The sequence below is a fragment of the Geodermatophilus sp. CPCC 205506 genome, assembly GCF_051383635.1.
In the GTDB taxonomy this organism is placed as follows: domain Bacteria; phylum Actinomycetota; class Actinomycetes; order Mycobacteriales; family Geodermatophilaceae; genus Geodermatophilus.
In genome coordinates this window covers 1-21,678 of record NZ_JALPKP010000034.1, presented here as the reverse complement: position 1 = coordinate 21,678, position 21,678 = coordinate 1, and the positions used below count along the sequence as shown (strand labels likewise).

Genomic DNA, 21,678 nt, shown 5'->3' with positions numbered 1-21,678 from the left:
GCGGCTCAGTCCATGGCGTCGCCGGGCACCTGGCCGGCCGGGGGCAGCTTGTGGCGGACCACCGGCCGGACCCGCCGCGCCGAGGCCAGCCGCGAGGTGTAGCTCTCGGCGTTGCCCCGGATGTGGGCGAGGTCGTCGTCGGTCGTCTGCCGGAGCACCTTGGCCGGCACGCCGCCGACGAGGGAGCCCGGCGGGACCTCGGTGCCCTGGGTGACGACGGCGCCGGCGGCGACGATCGACCCCGAGCCGATGTGGGCGCCGTTCATCACGACGCTGCCCATGCCGACCAGGACGTCGTCGTCCACCCGGGCGCCGTGCAGCACCACGTTGTGCCCCACGGTGACCCCCCGGCCGAGGACGAGGGGGAAGCCCGGGTCGGAGTGCAGCGTGCAGCCGTCCTGCACGTTGGTCCCCTCGCCGATCTCGATGACCTCGTGGTCGGCGCGGGCGACCGCGCCGTACCAGATGCTCGAGTGCGGCCCCATGGTCACCGCACCGACCACGATCGCCGTCGGCGCGACGAAGGCCTCGTCGTCGATCTTCGGCGCGCCGAACTCCAGTTCCGCGATGTAGTTGTCCGCCACGGTGCACACCCCAGCACAGTGCCGCCCGCAATGCACCTGTCGGGCACACTCGCCGCATGCCCGCACCGCTGCCGCCGCTGCCCACCTCCGTCGTCGGGAGCCTCCCGCAGCCCGGTTGGCTGCTCGACCACGACAAGCTGGCCCACCAGACCCCGCCCCGCGTGCGGGCCCGCGAGCTGTGGCGGGTGGCGCCGGAGCAGCTCGAGGAGGCGCAGGACGACGCCACGCTGCTCGCCGTCCGCGCGCAGGAGGCCGCGGGGTTGGACATCCTCACCGACGGCGAGCAGCGCCGGGAGTCCTACTCCAACCACTTCGCCACCGCGCTGGAGGGCGTGGACATCGACACCCCCGGGTCGGTCATCAACCGCTCGGGCCGGCCGATCCCGGTGCCGCGGGTGGTCGGGGAGATCCGGCGTCCGGCGCCGGTCCAGGCGCGCGACGTGGCGTTCCTCCGGGCCGCCACCGACCGCACCGTGAAGATCACCGTCCCCGGTCCGTTCACGATGGCCCAGCAGTCGCAGGACGAGCACTACGGCGACGACCGCGCCCTCGCCCTGGCGTACGCCGACGTCGTCCGCGCGGAGATCGCCGACCTGTTCGCCGCCGGCGCGGACATCGTGCAGATCGACGAGCCGTGGCTGCAGGCCCGCCCCGAGGTGGCCCGCCGGTACGGGGCCGAGGCGGTGACCCGGGCCGTGGAGGGCGCGGCCGGGCCGGTCCACCTGCACCTGTGCTTCGGCTACGCCGCGATGGTGTCCGAGCGGCCGGAGGGCTACTCCTTCCTGCCGGAGCTGGCCGACACCCCCGTCGCCGCGGTGTCGGTCGAGACGGCGCAGTCGCACCTGGACCCGGCGCAGCTGCGGCCGCTGCGCGGCAAGGGCATCGCGCTGGGCGTGCTGGACCTGTCGACCCCGGAGGTGGAGACGCCCGAGGTGATCGCCGACCGGGTGCGCCGCGCGCTGGACGACGTCGACGTCGAGAAGCTCGTGCTCTCCAGCGACTGCGGCCTCAAGTACCTGCCGCGGGCCGCCGCCGAGGGCAAGATGCGCTCCCTGGCCCTGGCCGCGGAGGTGCTGCGCCGGGAGGTCTAGGCCCGCTCGCGCCACTCCGCGAGGAACGTCCCGGCGTCGCTGGTCTCGAGCTGCTCCCGGACGAAGCGGAGCAGGTCGCCGGGCGTGGTGGTGTCCACCGCCGGCACCCGCACGACCTCGGACCGGTCGCTGCGCCGCCGGACGACGACGTCGAACAGGGCGGGCGCGGGGAGCAGCCCGAGGGCCAGCTCCGCGGTGAAGGCGGCGAGCAGGCGGGCGGCGCGCACGAGCCGACCGCCCGGCCGCGGCTCGAGATCGGCGACGAGGACCTGCACCGCCGGGACGTCGCTGCCGGGTCGGCTCATGCCGGCAGCCTGCCGCACGGTCCCTCAGACCAGGCCGTGCGCGTGCACCGCCTCGGCCACCTCCAGGAAGCCCGCCACGTTGGCCCCGAGCACGAGGTCGCCGGGTGAGCCGTACTCGTCGGCGGTGGCGTGGCAGCGGGCGTGGATGCCGCGCATGATCTCCTCCAGCCGCTCCTCGGTGTGCTCGAACGTCCACCGGTCGCGCGAGGCGTTCTGCTGCATCTCCAGCGCCGAGGTGGCCACCCCGCCGGCGTTGGCCGCCTTGCCGGGGGCGAACGCGATGCCGGCGTCCCGGAAGACCCGCACCGCCTCCGGGGTGGCCGGCATGTTGGCGCCCTCGACGACGTACCGGCAGCCGTTGCGGGCCAGGACGGCGGCCGCGTCGCCGTCCAGCTCGTTCTGCGTGGCGCTGGGGATCGCGACGTCGCAGGGGACGTCCCAGATGCTGCCGCCGGGGACGAAGCTCGCCGTCCCCACGCGGTCGGCGTAGTCGCCGATCCGGCCCCGCTCGACCTCCTTGACCTGCTTGAGGACGTCGAGGTCGATGCCCTTCTCGTCGACGACGTACCCGCTGGAGTCCGAGGCGGCCACCACCGTTCCGCCGAGCCGGTGCACCTTCTCGATGCCGTGGACGGCGACGTTGCCCGAGCCGCTCACGGCGACCCGCTTGCCGTCGAAGGACTCCCCCGCGGCCTCCATCATCGCCTCGGCGAAGAAGGCGGCGCCGTAGCCGGTGGCCTCCGTGCGGACCAGGGCGCCGCCCCAGCCCAGCCCCTTGCCGGTGATGACCCCGGACTCGTAGCGGTTGGTGATCCGCTTGTACTGGCCGAAGAGGTAGCCGATCTCCCGGGCGCCCACGCCGATGTCACCGGCCGGCACGTCGGTGTACTCCCCGAGGTGCCGGTAGAGCTCGGTCATGAACGACTGGCAGAACCGCATGACCTCGGCGTCCGAGCGGCCCTTGGGGTCGAAGTCCGAGCCGCCCTTGCCGCCGCCGATGGGCATGCCGGTCAGGGCGTTCTTGAAGACCTGCTCGAAGCCGAGGAACTTGACGATCCCCAGGTCGACCGAGGGGTGGAAGCGCAGCCCGCCCTTGTAGGGCCCCAGCGCGGAGTTGAACTCGACGCGGAAGCCGCGGTTGATGTGCACCTCGCCGCGGTCGTCCTGCCACGGGACGCGGAAGATGATCTGCCGCTCGGGCTCGCAGATGCGCTGGACGGTCTTCATCTCGGCGTACTCGCTGTGCCGGTCGAGCACGACGGCGAGGGACTCGAGCACCTCGCGCACCGCCTGGTGGAACTCCGTCTCGCCGCGGTTGCGTCGCAGCACCTCGTCGTAGATGCCCTGCACCGTCGCGGGAACCTCGCCGCCCACCCTGGCCCTCCTCCGGTCACGGTCCGACCAGGGAACGCTACGGAACGGCTCCGGCACCCCTGGACGCGGGGCCGACCTCCGGGACACCATGCCCGCCGTGACGCTCCCGACCGACCTGCCGGTGCGAGCCTTCCCCGACCAGGCGGCGCTGGAGGAGTGGCTGGACGCCGAGCACGCCACCGCCCCCGGGTTGTACGTGAAGCTGGCCAAGAAGGGCGCCGGGGTGCCGTCGGTGACCTACGCCGAGCTGGTGGAGTCCGTGCTCTGCTTCGGCTGGATCGACGGCCGGTCCAACCGGCTCGACGATGCCTGGTACCTGCAGCGGATCACCCCGCGCCGGGCCCGCAGCATCTGGTCCCAGAAGAACGTGGCGGCCGTCGAGGCGCTCACCGCGGCCGGCCGGATGCGGCCGGCGGGCCTGGCCGCGGTCGAGGCGGCCCGGGCCGACGGTCGCTGGGAGCGGGCCTACGCGGGGCCGGCGTCCGCCACCGTGCCGGACGACCTGACCGCCGCCCTCGCCGCGGTCCCCGCCGCGCAGCAGCAGTTCGAGGCGCTGGACGGCCGCAACCGCTACGCCGTCCTCCACCGGGTCACGACGGCGGCCACCGCGACGGCGCGCGCGAAGCGGATCGCCGCGCTGGTGCAGCTGCTGGCCGAGGGCGGCCGGCTCTACTGACCGAGGACGCGGCGGGCGCCGGAGTAGTCGCCCTGGTCGACGCTGGTCACCGCGACGGGCTGCCGGAACGTGCGCGCGTGCACCATCATCCCGTTCCCGACGTAGATGCCCACGTGGTACACCGGCGACCCGAAGAACACCAGGTCACCGGGCTGCAGGTCGGCGCGCGAGACGGCCACGCCCATCCGGGACTGGGCCTGGCTCGAGTGCGGCAGCGCGACGCCGGCCGCGGCGTAGGCGAAGCTGGTGAGGCCGGAGCAGTCGAACCCGTCGGGCCCGGTCCCGCCCCAGACGTAGGCGTCGCCGACCTGCGCCAGCGCCTTCTCCAGCACGGCCGCGACCTGGTCGCCCGCGGCCGCGGCCACGACGGCGGCGGTGGACGGCGCGGCCAGCGCCGGCCCGGCGAGCCGGGTGGTGACGGCGGACTGCTCGGCGGCGCTGAGCCGGTCGAAGTCGGCCTCGTAGTCCGCCACCAGGGCGGCCACCTCGGCCTGCTGGCGCTGGAGCTCGGCGAGCCCGGCCGCGGCCTGGGCGGCCGCCGCGTCGGCCGCGGTCCGGGCCTCCTCGGCGGTCCGCTTCGCGACCGACACCTCGGCCAGCAGCCCCTCGGTGTGGCTGGCGATGAGGTCCAGGGTGGTCATCTGCTGGACGATGTCGTCGGCCGAGTCGCCGGTGAGGAAGGCCGCCATCCGGGACTGGGTCGTGTGCGCGCCCTGCGCGATGGCCGCCAGCTGCGGGGCGTACGCGGCGAGCTGGGCCTCGGCGGCGGCGGCGGTCTGCGCGGCGGCGACCGCGGCCTGCTGCTGCTCGGTGACGGTGACCTGCGCCGCGTGCACCTGCTCGTCGAGCGCGGACAGCCGCTGGCCGGACTCGGCGACCAGCCGGGCGGCGTCGGCGGCCGTCGCGGGCTCGGCGCTCGCGGTCGCCGGGGTGAACAGCACGGCGACGGTGGCGGCGACCGCCAGCGTGGCGCCGGACCAGCGTCGGCTCGTCGTCCGGTTCCGCTGCATGGTCGGCCTCCCCTCACCGCGCCCCGCCGGTGTGGGCGGTGTTCCGAGCGCGTCCGTACGCACGGTAGGGAGACGGTGCCGACGAGTAGGCAGCGGCGCGCGGGGCCACGGACGGCGGCGTGACCCCGTCCGTCACAGGAGCCCCACCAGGCTCCGGTGTCCCGACCGGCGGCCGGGAACGTCGTAACCGTCGGACAGGGGGCTGACTGCAACTGGTTGAAGGCTGCTGGCTGCCGACGATGGCGTCGGTGCCGACGGTCTACCCGCGGCGGGGCGGGGCGGACCCGGACGGCGTCCGGTCGGCCGCGAGGGGCACCAGCGCGTCGGCCACCGCGCCGGTGACGAAGGAGTACAGGGCCTTGCCGGCGACGTCGACGACGCGGTCGCGCCGGGACCACGTCCACGGCGGGGCGCCGGTGCCGGTGGCGTTCTCGAGGGTCTGGTCGGTGGCCAGCCGGACCGAGGTGTGCCAGGCCGAGGCGTGCCAGCCGCGCAGCCCGCTGGCGGCCCAGACGCCGCGCAGGGCACCGACGAGCGCGCCGGTGCCCCAGTGCATCAGGTGGTTGCGCACGGGCGGGCGCGCCGACTCGGGCAGCCGGCGGCGGGTCGCCAGCGCCGTCAGGGTGCGCCCGGGGACGTAGGAGTCCGGCCGGTGCGTCACCGACTGCTCGAGTTTCTCGCCGAGCGTCATGGCGGCGGTACCGGCCAGCCCGGCCACGGCACCGCGGAGGGCGGCTCGTCCCAGCATGACCGACCCCTACCCGGGCCGGTCCCGGGAAACCGCGGTTCAGCCGGCGAGCGGTTCCTGCGCCTGGAGGCCGGCGACCATGTCCAGGTCACGGACGATCGCGCTCAGCTCGTCGGCGGTCCACGGCTCGCAGCAGCTGCAGTCGTCGTCGGCGTAGCTGACCAGCCCGAGCAGGCCCCGCGCCTGGTCCTCGGCGATGGAGAGGTTGCCGCCGCCGGGGTGCCGGTGGCAGGTGCAGGCCGCGGCGCACAGCCCCAGCCCCCACCCGGACACCACGACCGCATCCCCGTCGTCCCAGATCTGGCCGATCTGGAAGACCGACGGCTTCGTGTTCCTGGTCATGGGACCTCCCCCTCACCTGCCCCGTGTGTGGTCGGGGCCCCTCTGTGGCCAGGGCGCGAGGTTCCGCCCGGTCCACGTCTCGGCTGTTGCTCGGGGGGGTCCAGGCGGGTGTTGCGTTCCGCGTGGCCATCCCGGCAGAACTCACGGTATTGGCCCGTTCGCAGAACGTCACGGGAAGCAAATGACAACGATGTGACGAACCGGTTGTCACACCGCCACCGACGGTTGGGTTACATCGGCGCGTCGCGCCGCCGACGGCCTCCGATCTGGTCAGCTGGCCGGTGAGACGCTGCTCATGTTGAAGTCCGGCACCCGCACCGCCGGCATCGCCGCCCGGGTGAACCAGTCGTTCCACTCCCGCGGCAGCGTGCGCTCGGTGCGACCGGCCTGGGTGATGCGGGCCAGGAGGTCGACCGGGGACTCGTTGAACCGGAAGTTGTTCACCGCGCCGGTGACCTCGCCGCCCTCCACGAGGAAGACGCCGTCCCGGGTGAGCCCGGTGAGCAGCAGCGTCTGGGGATCGACCTCGCGGATGTACCAGAGCGTGGTGAGCAGCAGGCCGCGGTCGGTGGCGGCCACCATCTCGTCCTGGGTCACCGTCGCGCCGGGCAGCTCGAGCACCAGGTTGTCGACGGCGGCCGTCGCCGGTGCCGTCGTCTTCAGCGCCCAGGCGCGCGGCCGGATGAGGTTGGTCAGGACCCCGCCGGAGATCCAGTCCACCGCCGGCGTCGCCATCCCGTTGTCGAACACCGACGCCGAACCGGAGGAGCCGCTGACCACCTGGAACGGACAGGCCTCCAGGCCGGGCTCGAACGGGTCGCTGCGCAGGGTCAGCGGGAGCGCGGCCAGGCGCTCGCCCACCCGGTTCCCACCGCCGGCCTTGGCGTAGACGTTGCGGCCCTCGTCGGCGTCGCGCGCCTCCATCGTCCAGTAGACGTAGATCATCAGGTCACTGACCGCCGACGGCGGCAGCAGCGTCTCGTACCGCCCGGCGGGGAGCTCCACGCGGCGCCGCGCCCAGCCGAGCTTGCGGGCCACCTCGCCGGCGAGCGCCTCCACCGAGACGTCGGCGAAGTTCCGGGTCCCGGTGCCGGCCCACACCGACCGGCTCATGTCGGTGCTCTTGCCGTTGAGCTCCACCCGGCCGCTGGGCTGGTCGTGCCGCAGCCGCAGGCCGGTCGACGTGCCGAGGTAGGTGGTCTCCATCGAGTGCTCGGCATAGCCGAACAGCAGCTCGTCGCGGCCGCGGGCCTCGCCGAAGGCCTGCCCGAGGGCGGGCGCGAAGTCGGCGAAGACGCCGATCGAGGTCTCCGCGGGGTCGGCGTCCCAGTCGCCCGAGCCGGACGGCGTCTCGGCGACCAGCGGCATCGCGTCCTCGGCCGGGCCGGCGTCGCGGGCGGCCTGCTCGCTGGCGGCCACCAGCTCGTCGATGTCCGGGCTGCCGGTGCGGGCCACCGTGCCGGCCGCCATCCCGGTGCCGCCGTCGATGAAGGACACCACCACGACCTGCCGGGAGCGCATGGAACCGTTCGTCGTCAGGCTGTTGGAGGCCCAGCGGAGGTTGGCCTCCGAGCTCTCGACGACGAAGGCGACCTGGCCGTCCGCGGTGGAGGCGGCCAGCGCCTTCTCGACGACGTCCTGCGGGGTCGGCTGACTCATCGCTCCGCTCCTCGCTCGCTGGCGCTCGCTGCGATGGTCACGACCCGCTCGCCGGCGCTCGCACCGCTCATCGCCCGCCCTCCTGCACCGTGTTGAGGATGTTGACGTTCTCGAACAGGGCCACCGGGCACCCGTGGCTGACCGGGGCGACCTGACCGGGCTGCCCCTTGCCGCAGTTGAAGGCCCCGCCCAGCACGTAGGTCTGCGGGCCGCCGACGGCCGCGAGCGAGCCCCAGAACTCCGTCGTCGTCGCCTGGTAGGCCACGTCGCGCAGCTGGCCGGCGAGACGACCGCCCTCGATCCGGTAGAACCGCTGCCCGGTGAACTGGAAGTTGTAGCGCTGCATGTCGATCGACCAGCTCTTGTCCCCGACGACGTAGACGCCGTGCTCGACGCCGGCGATGACCTCCTCGGTCGAGGGGCCGTCGGGTGCCGGCCGCAGGGACACGTTGGCCATCCGCTGCACCGGGACGTGCCGGGGCGAGTCCGCGAAGGCGCACCCGTTGGACCGCGCCATCCCGCCCAGCCGGGCGGTGTTCCGGTCGACCTGGTAGCCGACCAGGACGCCTTCCCTGACGATGTCCCACTGCTGCCCGGCGACGCCCTCGTCGTCCCAGCCGATGGTGGACAGTCCGTGCGGGGCGGTGCGGTCACCGGTGACGTCCATCAGCGCCGAGCCGTACCGCAGGGTGCCGAGCTTGTCGACGGTGGCGAAGGAGGTGCCCGCGTAGGCGGCCTCGTAGCCCAGCGCCCGGTCGAGCTCGGTGGCGTGGCCGATCGACTCGTGGATGGTCAGCCACAGGTTCGACGGGTCGACGACGAGGTCGTAGCGGCCGGCCTGCACCGACGGCGCCTTGGTCTTCTCCCGCAGCAGCTCGGGGATCTCGGCCAGCTCGCCGCGCCAGTCCCAGCCCGTGCCGGTGAGGTACTCCCAGCCGCGACCGGCCGGCGGGGCCAGGCTGCGCATGCTCTCGAACGCGCCGGTGGTGCGGTCGACGGTGAGCGCGGTGACGTCGGGGTTGGTGCGGACCCGCTGCTGCCGTGTCCGGGTGCCGGCCGTGTCGGCGTAGTACTTCTGCTCCTTGACCAGCGCACAGCTGGCCTGCACGTGCTCGACGCCGTCGGCGGCCAGCAGCTGCTCGGAGAAGTCGGTGAGCAGGCCGGCCTTCTCCGCGTCGGGCACCGTGAACGGGTCGACGTCGTAGTCGGAGACCCACGCCGCGTCGCGGTACACCGGCTCGGACGCCAGCTGGACGCGGTCGCTGTTCACCGCCGCGGACACCTTCGCGACCGCGACCGCCTCCTCGGCCAGCCGGACCGCCTCGGCCGCGGTGAGGACGACACCAGCGGCGAACCCCCAGGTGCCCTCGTGCACCACACGGACGGCGAGCCCGAGGTCCTCGCCGTCGGCCAGGGCCTCCAGCCGGGCGTCGCGCAGGCTGATCGTCTGGGTGCGGATCCGCTCGACCCGCAGGTCGGCGTGCTCGCAGCCGAGGTCGATCGCGCGGGTGAGCGCCGCGTCGGTCAGCGCGGCGAGCGGGAGGGCGAGGAAGGACGCGTCCACGTCGCGGGAACCGGCCACCCGCCCTGTCTACCAGCCGGGCCCCTACGTCGGTTTCCGCGGAAACCGACGGGACCACGGCGGCGGTCCCCGCGGGGACCGGCGGTCGGCGTGGGCGCGGAGGGCGCCGGGTAGTCGCGGGGCATGGCCTCGCGCGCGCCGTCCGACGACGTCACCCTCACCTTCGGCGGGAACGCCACCACGCTGCTGCGGATCGGCGGCTTCACCCTGCTCACCGACCCCAACTTCCTGCGCCGCGGGCAGCGGGCCTACCTCGGCAAGGGGCTGTGGACCAAGCGGCTCACCGACCCGGCGCTGCTCCCCACCCAGCTGCCGGCGCTCGACGCGATCGTGCTGTCGCACCTGCACGCCGACCACTGGGACCGCATCGCCACCCGCACCCTCGACCGCGGCACCCCGGTGATCACCACCCCGGCAGCGGCCGGCGCGCTCGGCCGGCGCGGCTTCCGGGAGACCCTCGACCTCGCGCCCTGGCAGCGGCACGAGCTGACCCGGCCGGACGAGACGCTGCGGATCACCGCCGTCCCCGGCGTGCACGGCCCCGGCCCGCTGGCGAGGCTGCTGCCGCCGGTGATGGGCAGCGTCCTCGAGCTGCTGCGCGGCGGCGAGGTGAGCTGGCGGGGCTACATCAGCGGCGACACGCTCTACCGGCCCTGGCTCGGCGAGGTGCTGCAGCGCTGCGGTCCGCTGGACGTCCTCATCCCGCACCTCGGCGGCACCAAGGCGCTCGGGGTCACGGTGACCATGGACGGCCGGCAGGGCGCCGACCTCGTCGAGCTGCTGAAGCCGCCGGTGACGGTGCCGGTCCACTACGACGACTACGACCGCTTCGCCTCACCGCTGGGCGACTTCGTCCGGGAGGTGGCCGAGCGCCGGGCCCCCGGGGAGATCCGCGCGGTCGTGCGCGGCGAGACGATCTCGCTGCGCCCCTGACGGAGTGGATCCGCGAGGGTGACGCCCACGGATCCACTCCATCAACCGGTCGCGAGGCGGGCGGCCCGCGACGCGACGTCCGCTCGCAGCGCCTCGACGTCCACGGTGGTGCAGACGCCGTCACGCACCACGGGCCGGCCGCCGACCCAGGTGTCGCGCACCAGCCGCGAGGTCCCCGACCACACGAGGTGGGTGAGCACGTCCGGGGGGCTGAGCACCGGCTCGAACAGCAGGTCGGCCATGTCGACGTGCACCAGGTCCGCACGGCGGCCGACCGCCAGCTGCCCGAGGTCCGGGCGGCCGATCGCGTCGGCGGCACCGCCGGTGGCCAGCCAGAACGCCTCGGCGGCGGTCAGCGCGGTCGCCCGTCCCTCGCGCAGCCGGGCCAGCTGCGCGGCCAGCCGGACGTCGCCGAGCAGGTCCAGCCCGTCGTTGGACGCCGCCCCGTCGGTGCCCAGCCCGACCCGGAGGCCGCGGTCGAGCATCGCCCGTACCGGTGCGATCCCGCTGGCCAGCTTGGCGTTGCTGGCCGGGCAGTGCGCGACCGCGACCTCGTACTCCTGCCACAGCTCCAGGTCGGCGTCGTCGAGGTGCACGCAGTGCGCGGCGAGCACCCGGCCCCCCAGCACGTCGTGGGATGCGAGCAGTGCCGGCACCGACAGCCCGTGCGTGGCCAGGAGGTCGGCGTCCTCGGCGCGGGTCTCGGCCACGTGCAGGTGCAGGAGCAGCCCGTGCTCGCGGGCGGCCGCGGCGGCGTCGCGCAGGAGCGGCAGGGGCAGCGTGTACGCCGCGTGCGGCCCGATCCCGTACTCGACGGTGCCGTCGGCAGGCGCCCGGGTGGCCAAGGCGACCGCGTCGCGCAGCTGCTCGGCCAGCGGCGGCGTCCCCGGCAGCGGGATGAGCGGGGTGGCGATCACCGCCCGCGCGCCGGTCCGCCCGACCGCCGCGGCGACCCGCTCGGGGGCGAAGTACATCTCCACGCTCGTGGTCATCCCGCCGCAGAGCATCTCCGCCGAGGCCGCGGTCATCGCCGCCTCGACGTCGTCGGCGGTCAGCCGCCCCTCGCGCGGCCAGATCACCTCGCGCAGCCAGCGCTCCAGGGGCAGCCCCTCGGCCTGGCCGCGGAACAGCACCATCGGCCCGTGCGCGTGGGTGTTCACCAGCCCGGGCATCAGCAGGCCGGGCAGGGCGGTGACCTCGGCGTCCGCCGCCGGCGGGGCGTCGGCGGCGGCACCGACCCAGGCGATCTCGCCGTCGGCGACGTCGAGCACGGCGTCGGGTAGCACGGTGCCGGCCCGGTCGCCGACGACGACGGCCCGGGCGGTGTAGCGCTGGCGCATGTCCGGCGAAGCTACCCGCACGCCCGCAGAGCGCCGTTTACCGTGGGACGCATGTCGCTCCTCGCCGCCGCCGCATCCGACGAAGGCGGGATCACCGGCTTCCTGCTCGACATGGTGGAGAAGCTGGGGCCGGTGGGCGTGGGGCTGTCCATCCTGCTCGAGACCGTCGTGCCGCCCATCCCCAGCGAGGCCGTGCTCGGCGCCGCCGGCGTCCTCATCAACGAGGGCCGGATGTCGGTCGTCCCGGTGGTGCTCTTCGCCACGCTCGGCTCGATCCTGGGCGCGATCTTCTTCTACTACGTCGGCCGCGCGCTCGGACCCGAGCGCTCGCACGCCTTCCTCGACCGGCTGCCGCTGGTGGAGACCGAGGACGTCGACAGGACCTTCGCCTGGTTCGAGCGGCACGGGCGGTCGGCGGTGTTCTTCGGCCGCATGGTGCCGATCGTGCGCAGCTTCATCTCGGTGCCGGCCGGCGTCGTCCGCATGCCGTTCGGCCAGTTCCTCCTGTTCACCGCCGGTGGCAGCCTGATCTGGAACAGCGTGCTCATCGGGCTGGGCGTCGCCGCCGGTGACTTCGTGCGCGAGAACCTCAAGTACCTGGACTACGCCGTCGTCGCCGCCGCCGTCATCGGGGTCGGCTGGCTGGTCGTCAAGCGCGGCAAGGACGTCCGCCGGCACCGGCGCGAGCGCGCCGCCGAGCGGGGCCGGGGCGACGCCGACGCATGACAGTCGCCCGGCCCGCCGTCGTCGCCTTCGACGTCAACGAGACCCTGCTCGACCTCGCCCCCGTCCGGGCGGCGCTGGTGGAACTCGGGCAGCCGGCCGACCTGCTGCCCACGGTCTTCGTCCGCACCCTCCTGACCGGCTTCGCCACCGCCGCGGCCGGCACCTGGTGCCGGTTCCGGGACGCCTTCGACGCCGCCCTCGCGCAGGCAGTGGACCTCTCCGCCGCCGACCGCGGCCGGGTCGCCGACGCCTTCCTCGAGCTGGCGCCGCACCCGGACGTCGAGCCCGCGCTGCGCCGGCTCGCCGCGGCCGGCGTGCGGGTGGTGACCCTCACCCACGGCACCCCCGGCGTCGCCGAGGCCGGGCTGGAGCGCGGCGGGGTGCGCGCGCTGGTGGAGCGGTCGCTGTCCAGCGAGGTCATCCGCGCCTGGAAGCCGGCCCGCGCGGTGTACCTGTGGGCGGCCGGGGCCTGCGACGTCCCCCCGGAGCGGATGGCGATGGTCGCCGCGCACGCCTGGGACGTGCACGGAGCGGTGCAGGCCGGCCTCACCGGCGCCTGGTTCCCGCGCAGCGAGCGGGCCTACCCGGCCGTCTACGACCCCGCCGCGCTGGTCGCCGGCGACCTGGCCGGCGCGGTGGACGCCCTGCTGGCACGGCCGGCCGCATGACCGAGCTGCCCACCCCCCTGGGCCCGGCGCGGGTCACCAGCACGGAGCCGGCCGACGGCGCCACCGGGACGCTGGTGCTCGGGCACGGCGCGGGCGGCGGGATCGAGTCGGCCGACCTGCTCGCCGTCAGCACCGCGGCCGCCGCCGCGGGCTGGCGGGTGCTGCGCGTGGAGCAGCCCTGGCGGGTGGCGGGGAAGCGGATCGCGCCCGCGCCGCCCCGGCTCGACGAGGGCTGGGCCGCGGTGCTCGACGGGCTGCGGGACGGCGGCCGGCTGACCGGCCCAGTGGTGCTCGGCGGCCGCAGCGCGGGAGCCCGGGTGGCCTGCCGGTCCGCGGCCGCGCAGGGGGCGGCCGGGGTGCTGTGCCTGGCGTTCCCGCTGTACCCGCCGGGCCGGCCGGAGCGGTCGCGGGCACACGAGCTGACCGCGGTGCCCGTGCCGATCGGCGTCGTGCAGGGCGAGCGGGACGCGTTCGGCCGCCCGGAGGAGGTCGCCGCGGTGCTCGCCGGCCGAGCCGGGGCCTCGGTCTACGCCGTCCCCGGCGACCACGCACTCCGCCGCGACCTCGACGTGGTCGCCGCCGCGGCGCTGGACTGGCTGGGCGGGGTCGCCGGGTCGAGCCGGCCCGGCGACCCCGCCCCGGGACTCAGCGGCGGCGGCGCCGGCGCACGATCAGCGTGATCACCAGCAGCACCGCTGCCGCGCCGGCCAGCGGCGTGGCGTAGCGGGCCAGCGCCGCACCGCCGGCCACCTCCAGCAGGTCGATCGGCTCCGACTCGGCCGCCGCCGGCCGGGCCGAGGTGGACGCCGGGGTCGCCGCCGGGCCGGCCGGCGTCGTCGCGGTCGCAGCCGGCACCGGTGCCGGTGCCGGGGTCCCCGGCGCCGCCGGGGTGGACACCGGGGTGGCGGCGGGACCGGCGGGGGTCGTCGTCGACACCGTGTCGGTGGCGCCCGCCGCGGCCTCCTTGGCCGCGGCCGCGGTCGTGCGGGTCTTCGCGGCGGCCGCGCCGTCCCCCGGGACCTGCTCGACGGAGGCGGCGACCTCCTCGACCGCACCGGTGGCGGTGGCCGCCACCTTCTGGGTCGCGGTCTCGGCCGGCACCGGGGCCGCCACCTCCTGGTCACCGGCCCCGAGCTGGCTGGCCAGCTTGTCGGCGAACTGGCCGAGCAGCTTGTTGCCGACGTCGGTCATCACGCCGCGGCCGAACTGGGCCGGCCGGCCGGTGATGTTGAGGTCGGTGAGGACGTCGACCCGCGTGACGGCCCCCTCCTCCTTCAGCTTGGCGGTGACGACGGCGGCGGCGGTGCCGTTGCCCCGCTGGTCCTTGGCGCGGGCGTCGATGACCGCCTTGTGCGCGGCCTCGTCCTTCTCGATGAAGGACGCCTTGCCCGCGTAGGTGAGGTTGATCGGGCCGAGCTTGACCTTCACCTTGCCGGTGAAGTCGTCACCCGTGACCGAGTCGAGGCTGGCGCCGGGCATGCACGGGGCGATCCGCTCGATGTCCATCAGCACCCGCCAGGCCTCGTCGATGGGGACGGGGACGGTGAACGAGTTCTCCAACTGCACGGTGCGACCTCCTGGGAGTACGTGGCTCGGCCGGTCCACCCCCGGAGGGAGGCGGGCCGGCCGAGGGGAACGGGCGCGGTACCGGGGGCTGGTGACCGACGCTACAACCCGGCGGCCGCGGTCACCGCACGGCGAGTCAGCACTTGTGCCAGGTGCCGGCGGTAGTCGGCCTGGCCGTTGAGGTCGCTGCTCGGGCTGGTGCCCTCGGCCGCCGACCGCGCGGCCTGCGCGATCGCCTCGGCGCTGGCGTCGGCACCGGCCAGTGCGGCCTCGGTCGCCCGGGCGCGGATCGGCGTCGGGCCCATGTTGGTGAGCCCGATCCGCGCCTCGGCGATGTGGCCGTCCTCGCGGCGGACCACCGCGGCGACGGCCACGATCGACCAGGCCTGCGCCACCCGGTTGAACTTCTCGTAGTGCATGCCCCACTGGCCGGCCAGCTTGGGAACGCGGATCTCGACGAGCAGCTCCCCCTCCTCCAGCGCGGTGGTGAGGTAGTCGACGAAGAAGTCCGCCGCGGCCACCGTGCGCCGGCCGTTCGGCCCGACCACGACGAACTCGGCATCCAGGGCCAGCGCGACCGCCGGCAGGTCGCCGGCGGGGTCGGCGTGCGCGAGGGCGCCACCGAAGGTGCCCCGGGCGCGCACCTGCCGGTCGGCGACCGTCTCGGTCGCCTCGGCGATGAGCGGGGCGTGCTGCTGGACCAGCGGGTCGGTCATCACGTCGTGGTGCGTGGTCATCGCACCGATGACGATGGCGTCCCCGTCGTCCCGGACCCCGCGCAGCTCGCTGACCCGGCCGAGGTCGACGACGGTCTCCGGTGCCGCCAGGCGCAGGCGCATGACGGGGATCAGCGACTGGCCGCCGGCGAGGATCTTGACGTCCTCCCCGCCCGCGGCGATCGCCTGCAGCGCCTCGTCGATCGTCGTCGGCCGGGCGTACTCGAACGCGGCGGGGATCACCGGTCACCTCCGAGAGACGAGGCGTCGGTCGCCACACCGGCGGTGGACTCGGTCTGCGCCCCGCCGTAGGCGACGGTGCCGGCGGTCGCGCGGTCTCCGCCGTCACCGCCCTCCTGGAGCGCCCGCCAGACCCGTTCCGGTGTCAGGGGCATCCGGATGTCGGACACCCCGAGGTGGCGGACGGCGTCGAGTGCGGCGTTGACCACCGCCGGCGTGCTGGCGATGCAGCCGGCCTCGCCGACGCCCTTCGCGCCGATCGGGTTGCCCGGCGCCTCGTGGACGGTGTTGCCGGTGTCGAAGTGCGGCAGGTCCGCCGCCGAGGGGACCAGGTAGTCGACGAAGCTGCCGGTGGTGAGGTTGCCGTCGGCGTCGTAGACGGCCTCCTCGTACAGCGCCTGGGCGATGCCCTGGGCCAGGCCGCCGTGCACCTGGCCCTCGACGATCAGCGGGTTCACGATCGTGCCGACGTCGTCCACGCAGGCGTACTTGCGGATCTGCACCCTGCCGGTCTCGGTGTCGACCTCCATGGCGCAGATGTGCGTGCCGTGCGGGAAGGAGAAGTTCTCCGGGTCGAAGGTCGCGTCCGCGTCGATCGAGGGCTCCACGCCCTCGGGGAAGTTGTGCGCCGCGAACGTGGCCAGCGCGATCTCCTGGATGCCGACCTCCGAGCCGGGGGTGCCGCGGACGGCGAACTTCCCGCCGGCGAACTCCAGGTCCTCCTCGTTGGCCTCGAGCAGGTGGGCGGCCACCTTCCGGGCCTTCGCGATGACCTTGTCGGCCGCGTGGACCACCGCCGCGCCACCGACCACCAGCGAGCGGGACCCGTACGTGTCCAGCCCGCGGGGCGCGATCGAGGTGTCGCCGTGCAGCACCTCGATGTCCTCGAAGGGGACGCCGAGCCGGTCGGCGACCAGCTGGCTCCACGCCGTCTCGTGGCCCTGCCCGTGCGGCGTGGACCCGGTGACCACCTCGACCTTGCCGGTCGGCAGCATCCGGATCGCCGCGTGCTCCCAGCCGCCCGCGCCGTAGGACAGCGAGCCCAGCACGCGGGACGGCGCCAGGCCGCACATCTCGGTGAACGTGGAGAAGCCGATGCCCAGCTGCACCGGGTCGCCGGACTCCCGGCGGCGGCGCTGCTCCTCGCGCAGCTCGTCGTAGCCGAGCAGCTCCAGGGCCTTCTGCGTCGCGGTCTCGTAGTCGCCGCTGTCGTAGGTCATCCCCGCCACCGTGGTGAACGGGAACTCCTCGGCCTTGATCCAGTTCTTGCGGCGCAGCTCCAGCGGGTCCATGCCGAGCTCGACGGCGAGCTCGTCCATGATCCGCTCGACGGCGAACGTCGCCTCGGGCCGGCCGGCGCCGCGGTAGGCGTCGGTGGGCACCTTGTTGGTGAAGATGCCCTGGCACTCGAAGCGGTAGGCCGGGAACTTGTAGATGCCGTTGAACATGAACGCCCCGAGCACCGGGATACCGGGGCTGACCAGCCGCAGGTAGGCGCCCATGTCGGCGAGGATCCGGCAGCGCAGGCCCTTGACGTTGCCCTCGCGGTCGGCGGCGATGTCGATGTACTGGATCTGGTCGCGGCCGTGGTGCGCGGTCATCAGCGACTCGCTGCGGGTCTCGGTCCACTTGACCGGCTTTCCGATCCGGCGGGCCACCAGGAGGCTGATCACCTCCTCCGGCGTCACCTGGAGCTTGCCGCCGAAGCCGCCCCCGACGTCCGGGGCGATCACACGCAGCTTGTGCTCGGGCACCCCGGTGATCATGGCCAGCATCAGCCGGAGGATGTGCGGCACCTGGGTGGAGGACCACATCGTGTAGTTGTCGCCCTGCGGCTGGACGACGACCGAGCGGGGCTCCATGAACGCCGGGATCAGCCGCTGCTGCACGAACCTGCGGCTGACCACCACCTCGGCGTCCGCGAACGCCCGCTCGGTGTCGGTCCCCGTCTCGGCCTCACCGCCGTCGAACACGAAGTGGAAGCTCTGGTTGGAGTCGAGGTGGTCGTGGCAGAGGCTCGGGTCGGCCGCGATCGCCTGCTCCATGTCGAGCACCGCGGGCAGGGGCTCGTAGTCGACGTCGACGAGCTCGACGGCGTCCTGCGCGGCGGCCTTGCTCCGGGCGACGATCACCGCGACGGCCTCGCCGACGTGGTTCACCTCGTCGACGGCCACCGACGGGTGCCCGGGGTTGACCATGTCGGGGGTCACCGGCCAGGCGCAGGGGATCGAGCCCTGCTCCTCCTTGAAGTCCTGACCGGTGAAGACGGCGACGACGCCCGGCGACTCGGTCGCGGCGGTGACGTCGACGCCGCGGATCTTCGCGTGGGCCAGCGGGCTGCGGACCACGGCGAGGTGCAGCATCCCGGGGAGGACCATGTTGTCGGTCCACGTCGTGCGGCCGGTGATCAGCCGGGCGTCCTCCTTGCGGAGGCGGGCCTGGCCGACCTCGCGGGCCGGCGCCTCGGCGCCGGGTCGGTCCTGGGTGACGGTCATGCCTGCGCTCCCGTCGTCTCGGGGGCGGCGCCGGTGCCGGCCATCTCGCCGGCGGCCTGCTGCACCGCGCGGACGATGTTCTGGTAGCCGGTGCAGCGGCACAGGTTGCCCTCGATGCCCTCGCGGACCTCGGTCTCGCTCGGGTTCGGGTTCTCCTTGAGCAGGTCGATCGACGTCATGATCATCCCGGGGGTGCAGAACCCGCACTGCAGCCCGTGCATCTCGTGGAAGGCCTTCTGCACCGGGTGCAGGGTGCCGTTCTGCGCCAGCCCCTCGATCGTGGTGACCTCGCCGCCGTCGGCCTGGACGGCCAGGACCGTGCAGGACTTCACGGCCGCGCCGTCGAGGTGCACGGTGCAGGCCCCGCAGTTGCTGGTGTCGCAGCCGACGACGGTGCCGACCTTGCCCAGCGTCTCCCGCAGGTAGTGGACCAGCAGGGTCCGGGGCTCGACGTCGTCGCGGTAGGACACCCCGTCCACCCGCACGTTGATCTGTGTCACGGATCCTCCGCTTCGTTGCAGGGGTCGTGTGGCAGAGCCACCTGGCCGGAGTGTGTCAACGGGGGAGTGACTTAGGCCACGCTTACCCGACGCGCCGACCACCTCACCTCCGCACAGGAGGACTCTCCAGCCCTGCGTCTCCGCATCTGCGGAGCGCGCCGGGCTCGGCGCCCCCGGAGCCGCGCCCCCGGGCAACGTTGCAGCGCCGTTGCAGGCTCCGGCTCCGCGACCCCGGTGGCCCTCCGTCGTCCCGAGGGTGTTAGGTGAGCCTCACCTACCTGTCCCCGAGGAGCCCCGATGCGATCCCGTCCTGCCCTCCGCGGCGCCGCCCTGCTGGTCGTCGCCGTCCTCGCCACCGGCTGCGGCTCCGGCTCCGCCGTGGAGGAGGCCGGGGACGCTCCACCGAGCTCGGCCGCGGGCGCCTTCCCGGTGACCGTGGCGACGGCGTTCGGGGACGTCACGGTCGAGGAGGAGCCAGCGCGGGTCGTCGCCCTCGGCTGGTCGGACGCGGAGACGGCGCTGGCCCTCGGCGTCCAGCCGGTCGGGGCCAGCGACTGGCTGGGCTTCGGCGGCGCTGGCGTCGGCCCGTGGGCGGAGGGGCGCTACGACGAGGCGCCGGAGCTGATCGACACCCTCGAGCCCAGCCTGGAGGCGGTCGCCGCGCTGGAGCCCGACCTGATCCTCGACACCCGCTCCGACGGCACGCAGGAGCGCTACGACCTGCTGAGCCAGATCGCGCCCACCATCGGCCAGCCCGAGGGCGTCGGCCCGTACCAGACCACCTGGCAGCAGCAGCTGGAGCTGGTGGGCCAGGCGCTGGGCCGCGAGGACGAGGCGTCCGGGATCGCCGACAGCGTGGAGCAGCAGTTCGCCGACGCCCGGGAGGCCAACCCGCAGTTCGAGGGCACCGAGGTCGCCGTCGGCGCGTACACGTCGGAGGGCTTCGGGGCCTACGTCCGCGGTGACGCCCGGGTCGACTTCACGGAGGCGCTCGGCTTCACCAACAAGCCGGCCATCCAGGACCTCGCCGGCGAGAACTTCTTCGTCCCGGTCAGCGACGAGGAGCTGCGGCTGCTCGACGCCCCGCTGACCGTCGTCTTCCCGATCTTCGTGGAGGCCACCGAGATCACCGGCAACCCGCTCTGGCAGACGCTGCCCTCGGTCCAGCAGGGCCACGCCGTGGTGCTCGAGGACGAGACGCTGGTCAGCGCCTTCTCCAGCGGGTCCTCGCTGGGCATCGGGTACGCGCTGGAGAACGCCGTCCCGCTGTTCGCCGGCGCCCTGTAGCGGCCTCTGCCGACGATCATGAAGCTGCGGAAGCGACACACCTGCGGCAGGCGGCATGTCGCCTCCCGAACTTCATGATCGTCGGGGAGGGCTCAGTGCACGCGCAGCGGCCCGCGGGGGGCCCGGCGCAGATGGTGCAGGTGCGCGGCCACCCCGGGCCGGCTCGGCGCCCCGGGTGGCAGCCACTCCAGGCAGGTCTGCCAGACGGCGACGTCGTCCTGCGCCTCGGGCAGCCGGCTGTAACGCAGCAGCAGCTCCGGACGGCGGCTGGCGAGCACCGCCTGGCGCAGCAGCGCGGTGACCCGCGTGCGGGCCGTGACCACGCCGGGCGCGACCGAGCGCGGCAGCACCGCACCGGGGTAGCACTCGAGCGCCGGCCCCACGGCACCGCGGCCGAGCAGCCGGCGCACCCGGTCGAGGTCGGTGTCGAGCCGGCCGAGCAGCCGGTACGGGCGGGAGCCGACGAGGTCGGTGCCGACCAGCCGGCGCAGCCGGGACAGCTCCGCGCGGACGGTCACCGCGGCGGCATCGCCGGCGTGGCACTCGGCGGCCAGCTGCTCGGCGGTCCGGCCGTGTCCGGTGACGGCGGCCTCGGCGAGGAGCAGCAGCAGCTCGGAGTGCCGCAGCGACAGCTCGACCGGCCCGGCGGGGCGCACCAGGCGGGCCCGGTCGCGGCCCAGCACGTCCAGCCGCGGAGCGACCGGGCGGGGGCCCGGTGCGGCCGGACGCCGCCCGGAGGGCTGCTCGCGGTGCAGCCAGCGCAGCTCGGACTCGACGGCGGCCACGGTGGCCCGCACCAGGGTGAGCACGTGCGGGCTGGCCACGGAGTCGCCGCCGGTGACGTCGATGGCGCCGAGCAGGGCGCCGGTGACCGGGTGGTGGACCGGCGCCGCCGAGCAGCTCCAGTTCTGCACCGGGCGCCGGTAGTGCTCGCTCCCGTAGATCTGGACGGCGTGGTCGACCGCCAGGGCGGTGCCCGGGGCGTTGGTGCCGGCGACCTCCTCCGACCACCGCGCGCCCTCGACGAAGTTCATCGTCTCGGCGCGGGCGCGCAGCCGCCGGTCGCCCTCGACCCAGAGCATCCGGCCGGCCGCGTCCGTGACCGCGACGATCATCTGGTCGGCCTCGGCGTCCTCGACCAGCAGCCGGCGGATCACCGGCAGGACCGGCGCCAGCGGGTGCGCGGCGCGGTAGGCCAGCAGGTCGTCGTCGAGCAGGTCGACCGGCGAAGCGGTGCCGTCGGGGTCCACCCCGCTGCCGAGGCTGCGGCGCCAGGAGTCCCAGACGACCGCCCGCACCGAGTCGCGGCCGGCCGGGCCCCCGCGGGTGACCATCGCCTCGTGGGCGGCCCGCAGCCGGCGGGTGAGCGTGGGGTCGGGGCGCCCCTCGGGCAGCGCGAGCCAGGGGTTGACCGTCGTCATCGCGACGTCCGCGGGCTCGGGCTCATCGTGCGCCATCGTGGCCCCTCCCTCCCGTTTCCACCAGGCAGGCCGCCGCCTGGCCCAGGGGAGGAACGGCGGGAAGGGGAGGACCGATCGGCGGCGGTGCCGCGGGCAGCAGCGCGCGGGGGTCGCGGGCGCGCAGGGCGCCCCACCACAGGCCGGCCCCGTAGGCGACGTCCTCCAGCCGCCGGGCGACGGCGAACCGCAACGGCCCGACCGCGCGGCGGTGCGGCCACCACGCCAGGACGGCGTCGGCGACGGCGGCGACGCCCACCCAGCGGCGGGCCCGGCGGGACGCGGCCGCCGCGGCCAGTGCCAGCGGCCAGTGGTGCCGGGTGGCCGAGCGGGGCAGGGTGCGGCCGGCGGGGGGGCTCCGGCGCAGCACCAGGAGGGC

General features: G+C 74.7%; 21 protein-coding genes and 1 pseudogene. 7 read left to right on the top strand and 15 right to left on the bottom strand.

The window, feature by feature from the left end:
• Window positions 1–5: 5 nt before the first annotated feature.
• Window positions 6–593: a gamma carbonic anhydrase family protein gene (locus tag MY520_RS18630; protein WP_436694055.1), complete on the bottom strand. Its 588-nt coding sequence runs from the start codon at window positions 591–593 to the stop codon at window positions 6–8.
• A gap of 47 nt (window positions 594–640) precedes the next feature.
• Here MY520_RS18630 and MY520_RS18625 point away from each other — a divergent pair, with 47 nt between their 5' ends.
• Complete coding sequence (locus MY520_RS18625) at window positions 641–1,675, top strand: uroporphyrinogen decarboxylase family protein (protein WP_436694054.1); 1,035 nt, start codon at window positions 641–643, stop codon at window positions 1,673–1,675.
• On the opposite strand, the gene MY520_RS18620 is transcribed toward MY520_RS18625, so the two are convergent.
• Together MY520_RS18620 and gdhA are read right to left on the bottom strand one after the other, a co-directional pair.
• On the bottom strand, window positions 1,672–1,980 hold the full coding sequence (locus MY520_RS18620; RefSeq protein WP_436694053.1) for a hypothetical protein: 309 nt from the start codon (window positions 1,978–1,980) through the stop codon (window positions 1,672–1,674). The genes MY520_RS18625 and MY520_RS18620 overlap by 4 nt on opposite strands.
• Window positions 1,981–2,004: 24 nt before the next feature.
• Window positions 2,005–3,354 carry an NADP-specific glutamate dehydrogenase gene (gdhA, locus tag MY520_RS18615; protein ID WP_436694052.1) on the bottom strand — a complete coding sequence of 450 codons (1,350 nt, stop codon included), beginning with the start codon at window positions 3,352–3,354 and terminating at the stop codon, window positions 2,005–2,007.
• A gap of 97 nt (window positions 3,355–3,451) precedes the next feature.
• On the opposite strand from gdhA, the gene MY520_RS18610 reads away from it, so the two are divergent.
• Complete coding sequence (locus MY520_RS18610) at window positions 3,452–4,030, top strand: YdeI/OmpD-associated family protein (protein WP_436694051.1); 579 nt, start codon at window positions 3,452–3,454, stop codon at window positions 4,028–4,030.
• On the opposite strand, the gene MY520_RS18605 is transcribed toward MY520_RS18610, so the two are convergent.
• The 5 genes from MY520_RS18605 to MY520_RS18585 all read right to left on the bottom strand — a co-directional run bounded on the left by MY520_RS18605 (window position 4,024) and on the right by MY520_RS18585 (window position 9,371).
• Window positions 4,024–5,040 (bottom strand): C40 family peptidase, encoded by a 1,017-nt coding sequence (locus MY520_RS18605; protein WP_436694050.1) that lies wholly within the window; start codon window positions 5,038–5,040, stop codon window positions 4,024–4,026. The two genes, MY520_RS18610 and MY520_RS18605, sit on opposite strands and share 7 nt — an antisense overlap.
• 259 nt (window positions 5,041–5,299) lie before the next feature.
• On the bottom strand, window positions 5,300–5,788 hold the full coding sequence (locus MY520_RS18600) for a hypothetical protein (protein ID WP_436694049.1): 489 nt from the start codon (window positions 5,786–5,788) through the stop codon (window positions 5,300–5,302).
• A gap of 39 nt (window positions 5,789–5,827) precedes the next feature.
• Window positions 5,828–6,130: a hypothetical protein gene (locus MY520_RS18595; protein ID WP_436694048.1), complete on the bottom strand. Its 303-nt coding sequence runs from the start codon at window positions 6,128–6,130 to the stop codon at window positions 5,828–5,830.
• 270 nt (window positions 6,131–6,400) lie between these two features.
• Complete coding sequence (locus MY520_RS18590) at window positions 6,401–7,789, bottom strand: metallopeptidase TldD-related protein (RefSeq protein ID WP_436694047.1); 1,389 nt, start codon at window positions 7,787–7,789, stop codon at window positions 6,401–6,403.
• 67 nt (window positions 7,790–7,856) lie between these two features.
• A complete protein-coding gene (locus MY520_RS18585) occupies window positions 7,857–9,371 on the bottom strand; it encodes a TldD/PmbA family protein (RefSeq protein WP_436694046.1) in 1,515 nt (504 codons plus the stop codon).
• A 123-nt stretch (window positions 9,372–9,494) separates the two neighbouring features.
• On the opposite strand from MY520_RS18585, the gene MY520_RS18580 reads away from it, so the two are divergent.
• Window positions 9,495–10,304 (top strand): MBL fold metallo-hydrolase, encoded by an 810-nt coding sequence (locus MY520_RS18580; protein WP_436694045.1) that lies wholly within the window; start codon window positions 9,495–9,497, stop codon window positions 10,302–10,304.
• 41 nt (window positions 10,305–10,345) lie between these two features.
• Here the strand turns inward: MY520_RS18580 and MY520_RS18575 are convergent, their stop codons facing one another.
• Window positions 10,346–11,644: an amidohydrolase family protein gene (locus MY520_RS18575; RefSeq protein WP_436694044.1), complete on the bottom strand. Its 1,299-nt coding sequence runs from the start codon at window positions 11,642–11,644 to the stop codon at window positions 10,346–10,348.
• 51 nt (window positions 11,645–11,695) lie between these two features.
• On the opposite strand from MY520_RS18575, the gene MY520_RS18570 reads away from it, so the two are divergent.
• From MY520_RS18570 to MY520_RS18560, 3 genes are read left to right on the top strand one after another with little or no spacing between them, the layout of a single operon-like run.
• On the top strand, window positions 11,696–12,370 hold the full coding sequence (locus tag MY520_RS18570; protein WP_436694043.1) for a DedA family protein: 675 nt from the start codon (window positions 11,696–11,698) through the stop codon (window positions 12,368–12,370).
• On the top strand, window positions 12,367–13,038 hold the full coding sequence (locus tag MY520_RS18565; RefSeq protein ID WP_436694042.1) for an HAD-IA family hydrolase: 672 nt from the start codon (window positions 12,367–12,369) through the stop codon (window positions 13,036–13,038). The genes MY520_RS18570 and MY520_RS18565 overlap by 4 nt, the downstream gene beginning before the upstream one ends.
• Window positions 13,035–13,718: an alpha/beta hydrolase family protein gene (locus MY520_RS18560; protein ID WP_436694041.1), complete on the top strand. Its 684-nt coding sequence runs from the start codon at window positions 13,035–13,037 to the stop codon at window positions 13,716–13,718. Before MY520_RS18565 ends, MY520_RS18560 begins: the two co-directional genes overlap by 4 nt.
• Here MY520_RS18560 and MY520_RS18555 read toward each other — a convergent pair.
• The 4 genes from MY520_RS18555 to MY520_RS18540 form a co-directional block, all read right to left on the bottom strand.
• The gene (locus MY520_RS18555; protein WP_436694040.1) at window positions 13,684–14,604 is read right to left on the bottom strand and encodes an SRPBCC family protein; all 921 of its coding nucleotides are present in this window, start codon (window positions 14,602–14,604) and stop codon (window positions 13,684–13,686) included. The two genes, MY520_RS18560 and MY520_RS18555, sit on opposite strands and share 35 nt — an antisense overlap.
• A gap of 101 nt (window positions 14,605–14,705) precedes the next feature.
• Window positions 14,706–15,563, bottom strand: coding sequence for an FAD binding domain-containing protein (locus MY520_RS18550; protein ID WP_436694039.1), 858 nt, complete (start codon window positions 15,561–15,563; stop codon window positions 14,706–14,708).
• Window positions 15,560–18,055 carry a xanthine dehydrogenase family protein molybdopterin-binding subunit gene (locus MY520_RS18545; RefSeq protein WP_436694038.1) on the bottom strand — a complete coding sequence of 832 codons (2,496 nt, stop codon included), beginning with the start codon at window positions 18,053–18,055 and terminating at the stop codon, window positions 15,560–15,562. The genes MY520_RS18550 and MY520_RS18545 overlap by 4 nt, the downstream gene beginning before the upstream one ends.
• On the bottom strand, window positions 18,052–18,555 hold the full coding sequence (locus tag MY520_RS18540) for a (2Fe-2S)-binding protein (protein ID WP_436694037.1): 504 nt from the start codon (window positions 18,553–18,555) through the stop codon (window positions 18,052–18,054). Before MY520_RS18540 ends, MY520_RS18545 begins: the two co-directional genes overlap by 4 nt.
• Window positions 18,556–18,852: 297 nt before the next feature.
• Between MY520_RS18540 and MY520_RS18535 the strand changes: the two genes are divergently transcribed.
• Entirely contained in the window at window positions 18,853–19,842 is a 990-nt protein-coding gene (locus tag MY520_RS18535) for an iron-siderophore ABC transporter substrate-binding protein (RefSeq protein ID WP_436694036.1), read from the top strand.
• Between the two features lie 92 nt (window positions 19,843–19,934).
• Here MY520_RS18535 and MY520_RS18530 read toward each other — a convergent pair whose 3' ends face one another.
• Window positions 19,935–21,299 (bottom strand): GAF domain-containing protein, encoded by a 1,365-nt coding sequence (locus MY520_RS18530; RefSeq protein WP_436694035.1) that lies wholly within the window; start codon window positions 21,297–21,299, stop codon window positions 19,935–19,937.
• Window positions 21,286–21,678 (bottom strand): annotated as a pseudogene (locus tag MY520_RS18525) (mycofactocin biosynthesis glycosyltransferase MftF); the annotation flags it as partial. The gene MY520_RS18530 and the pseudogene MY520_RS18525, both read right to left, overlap by 14 nt.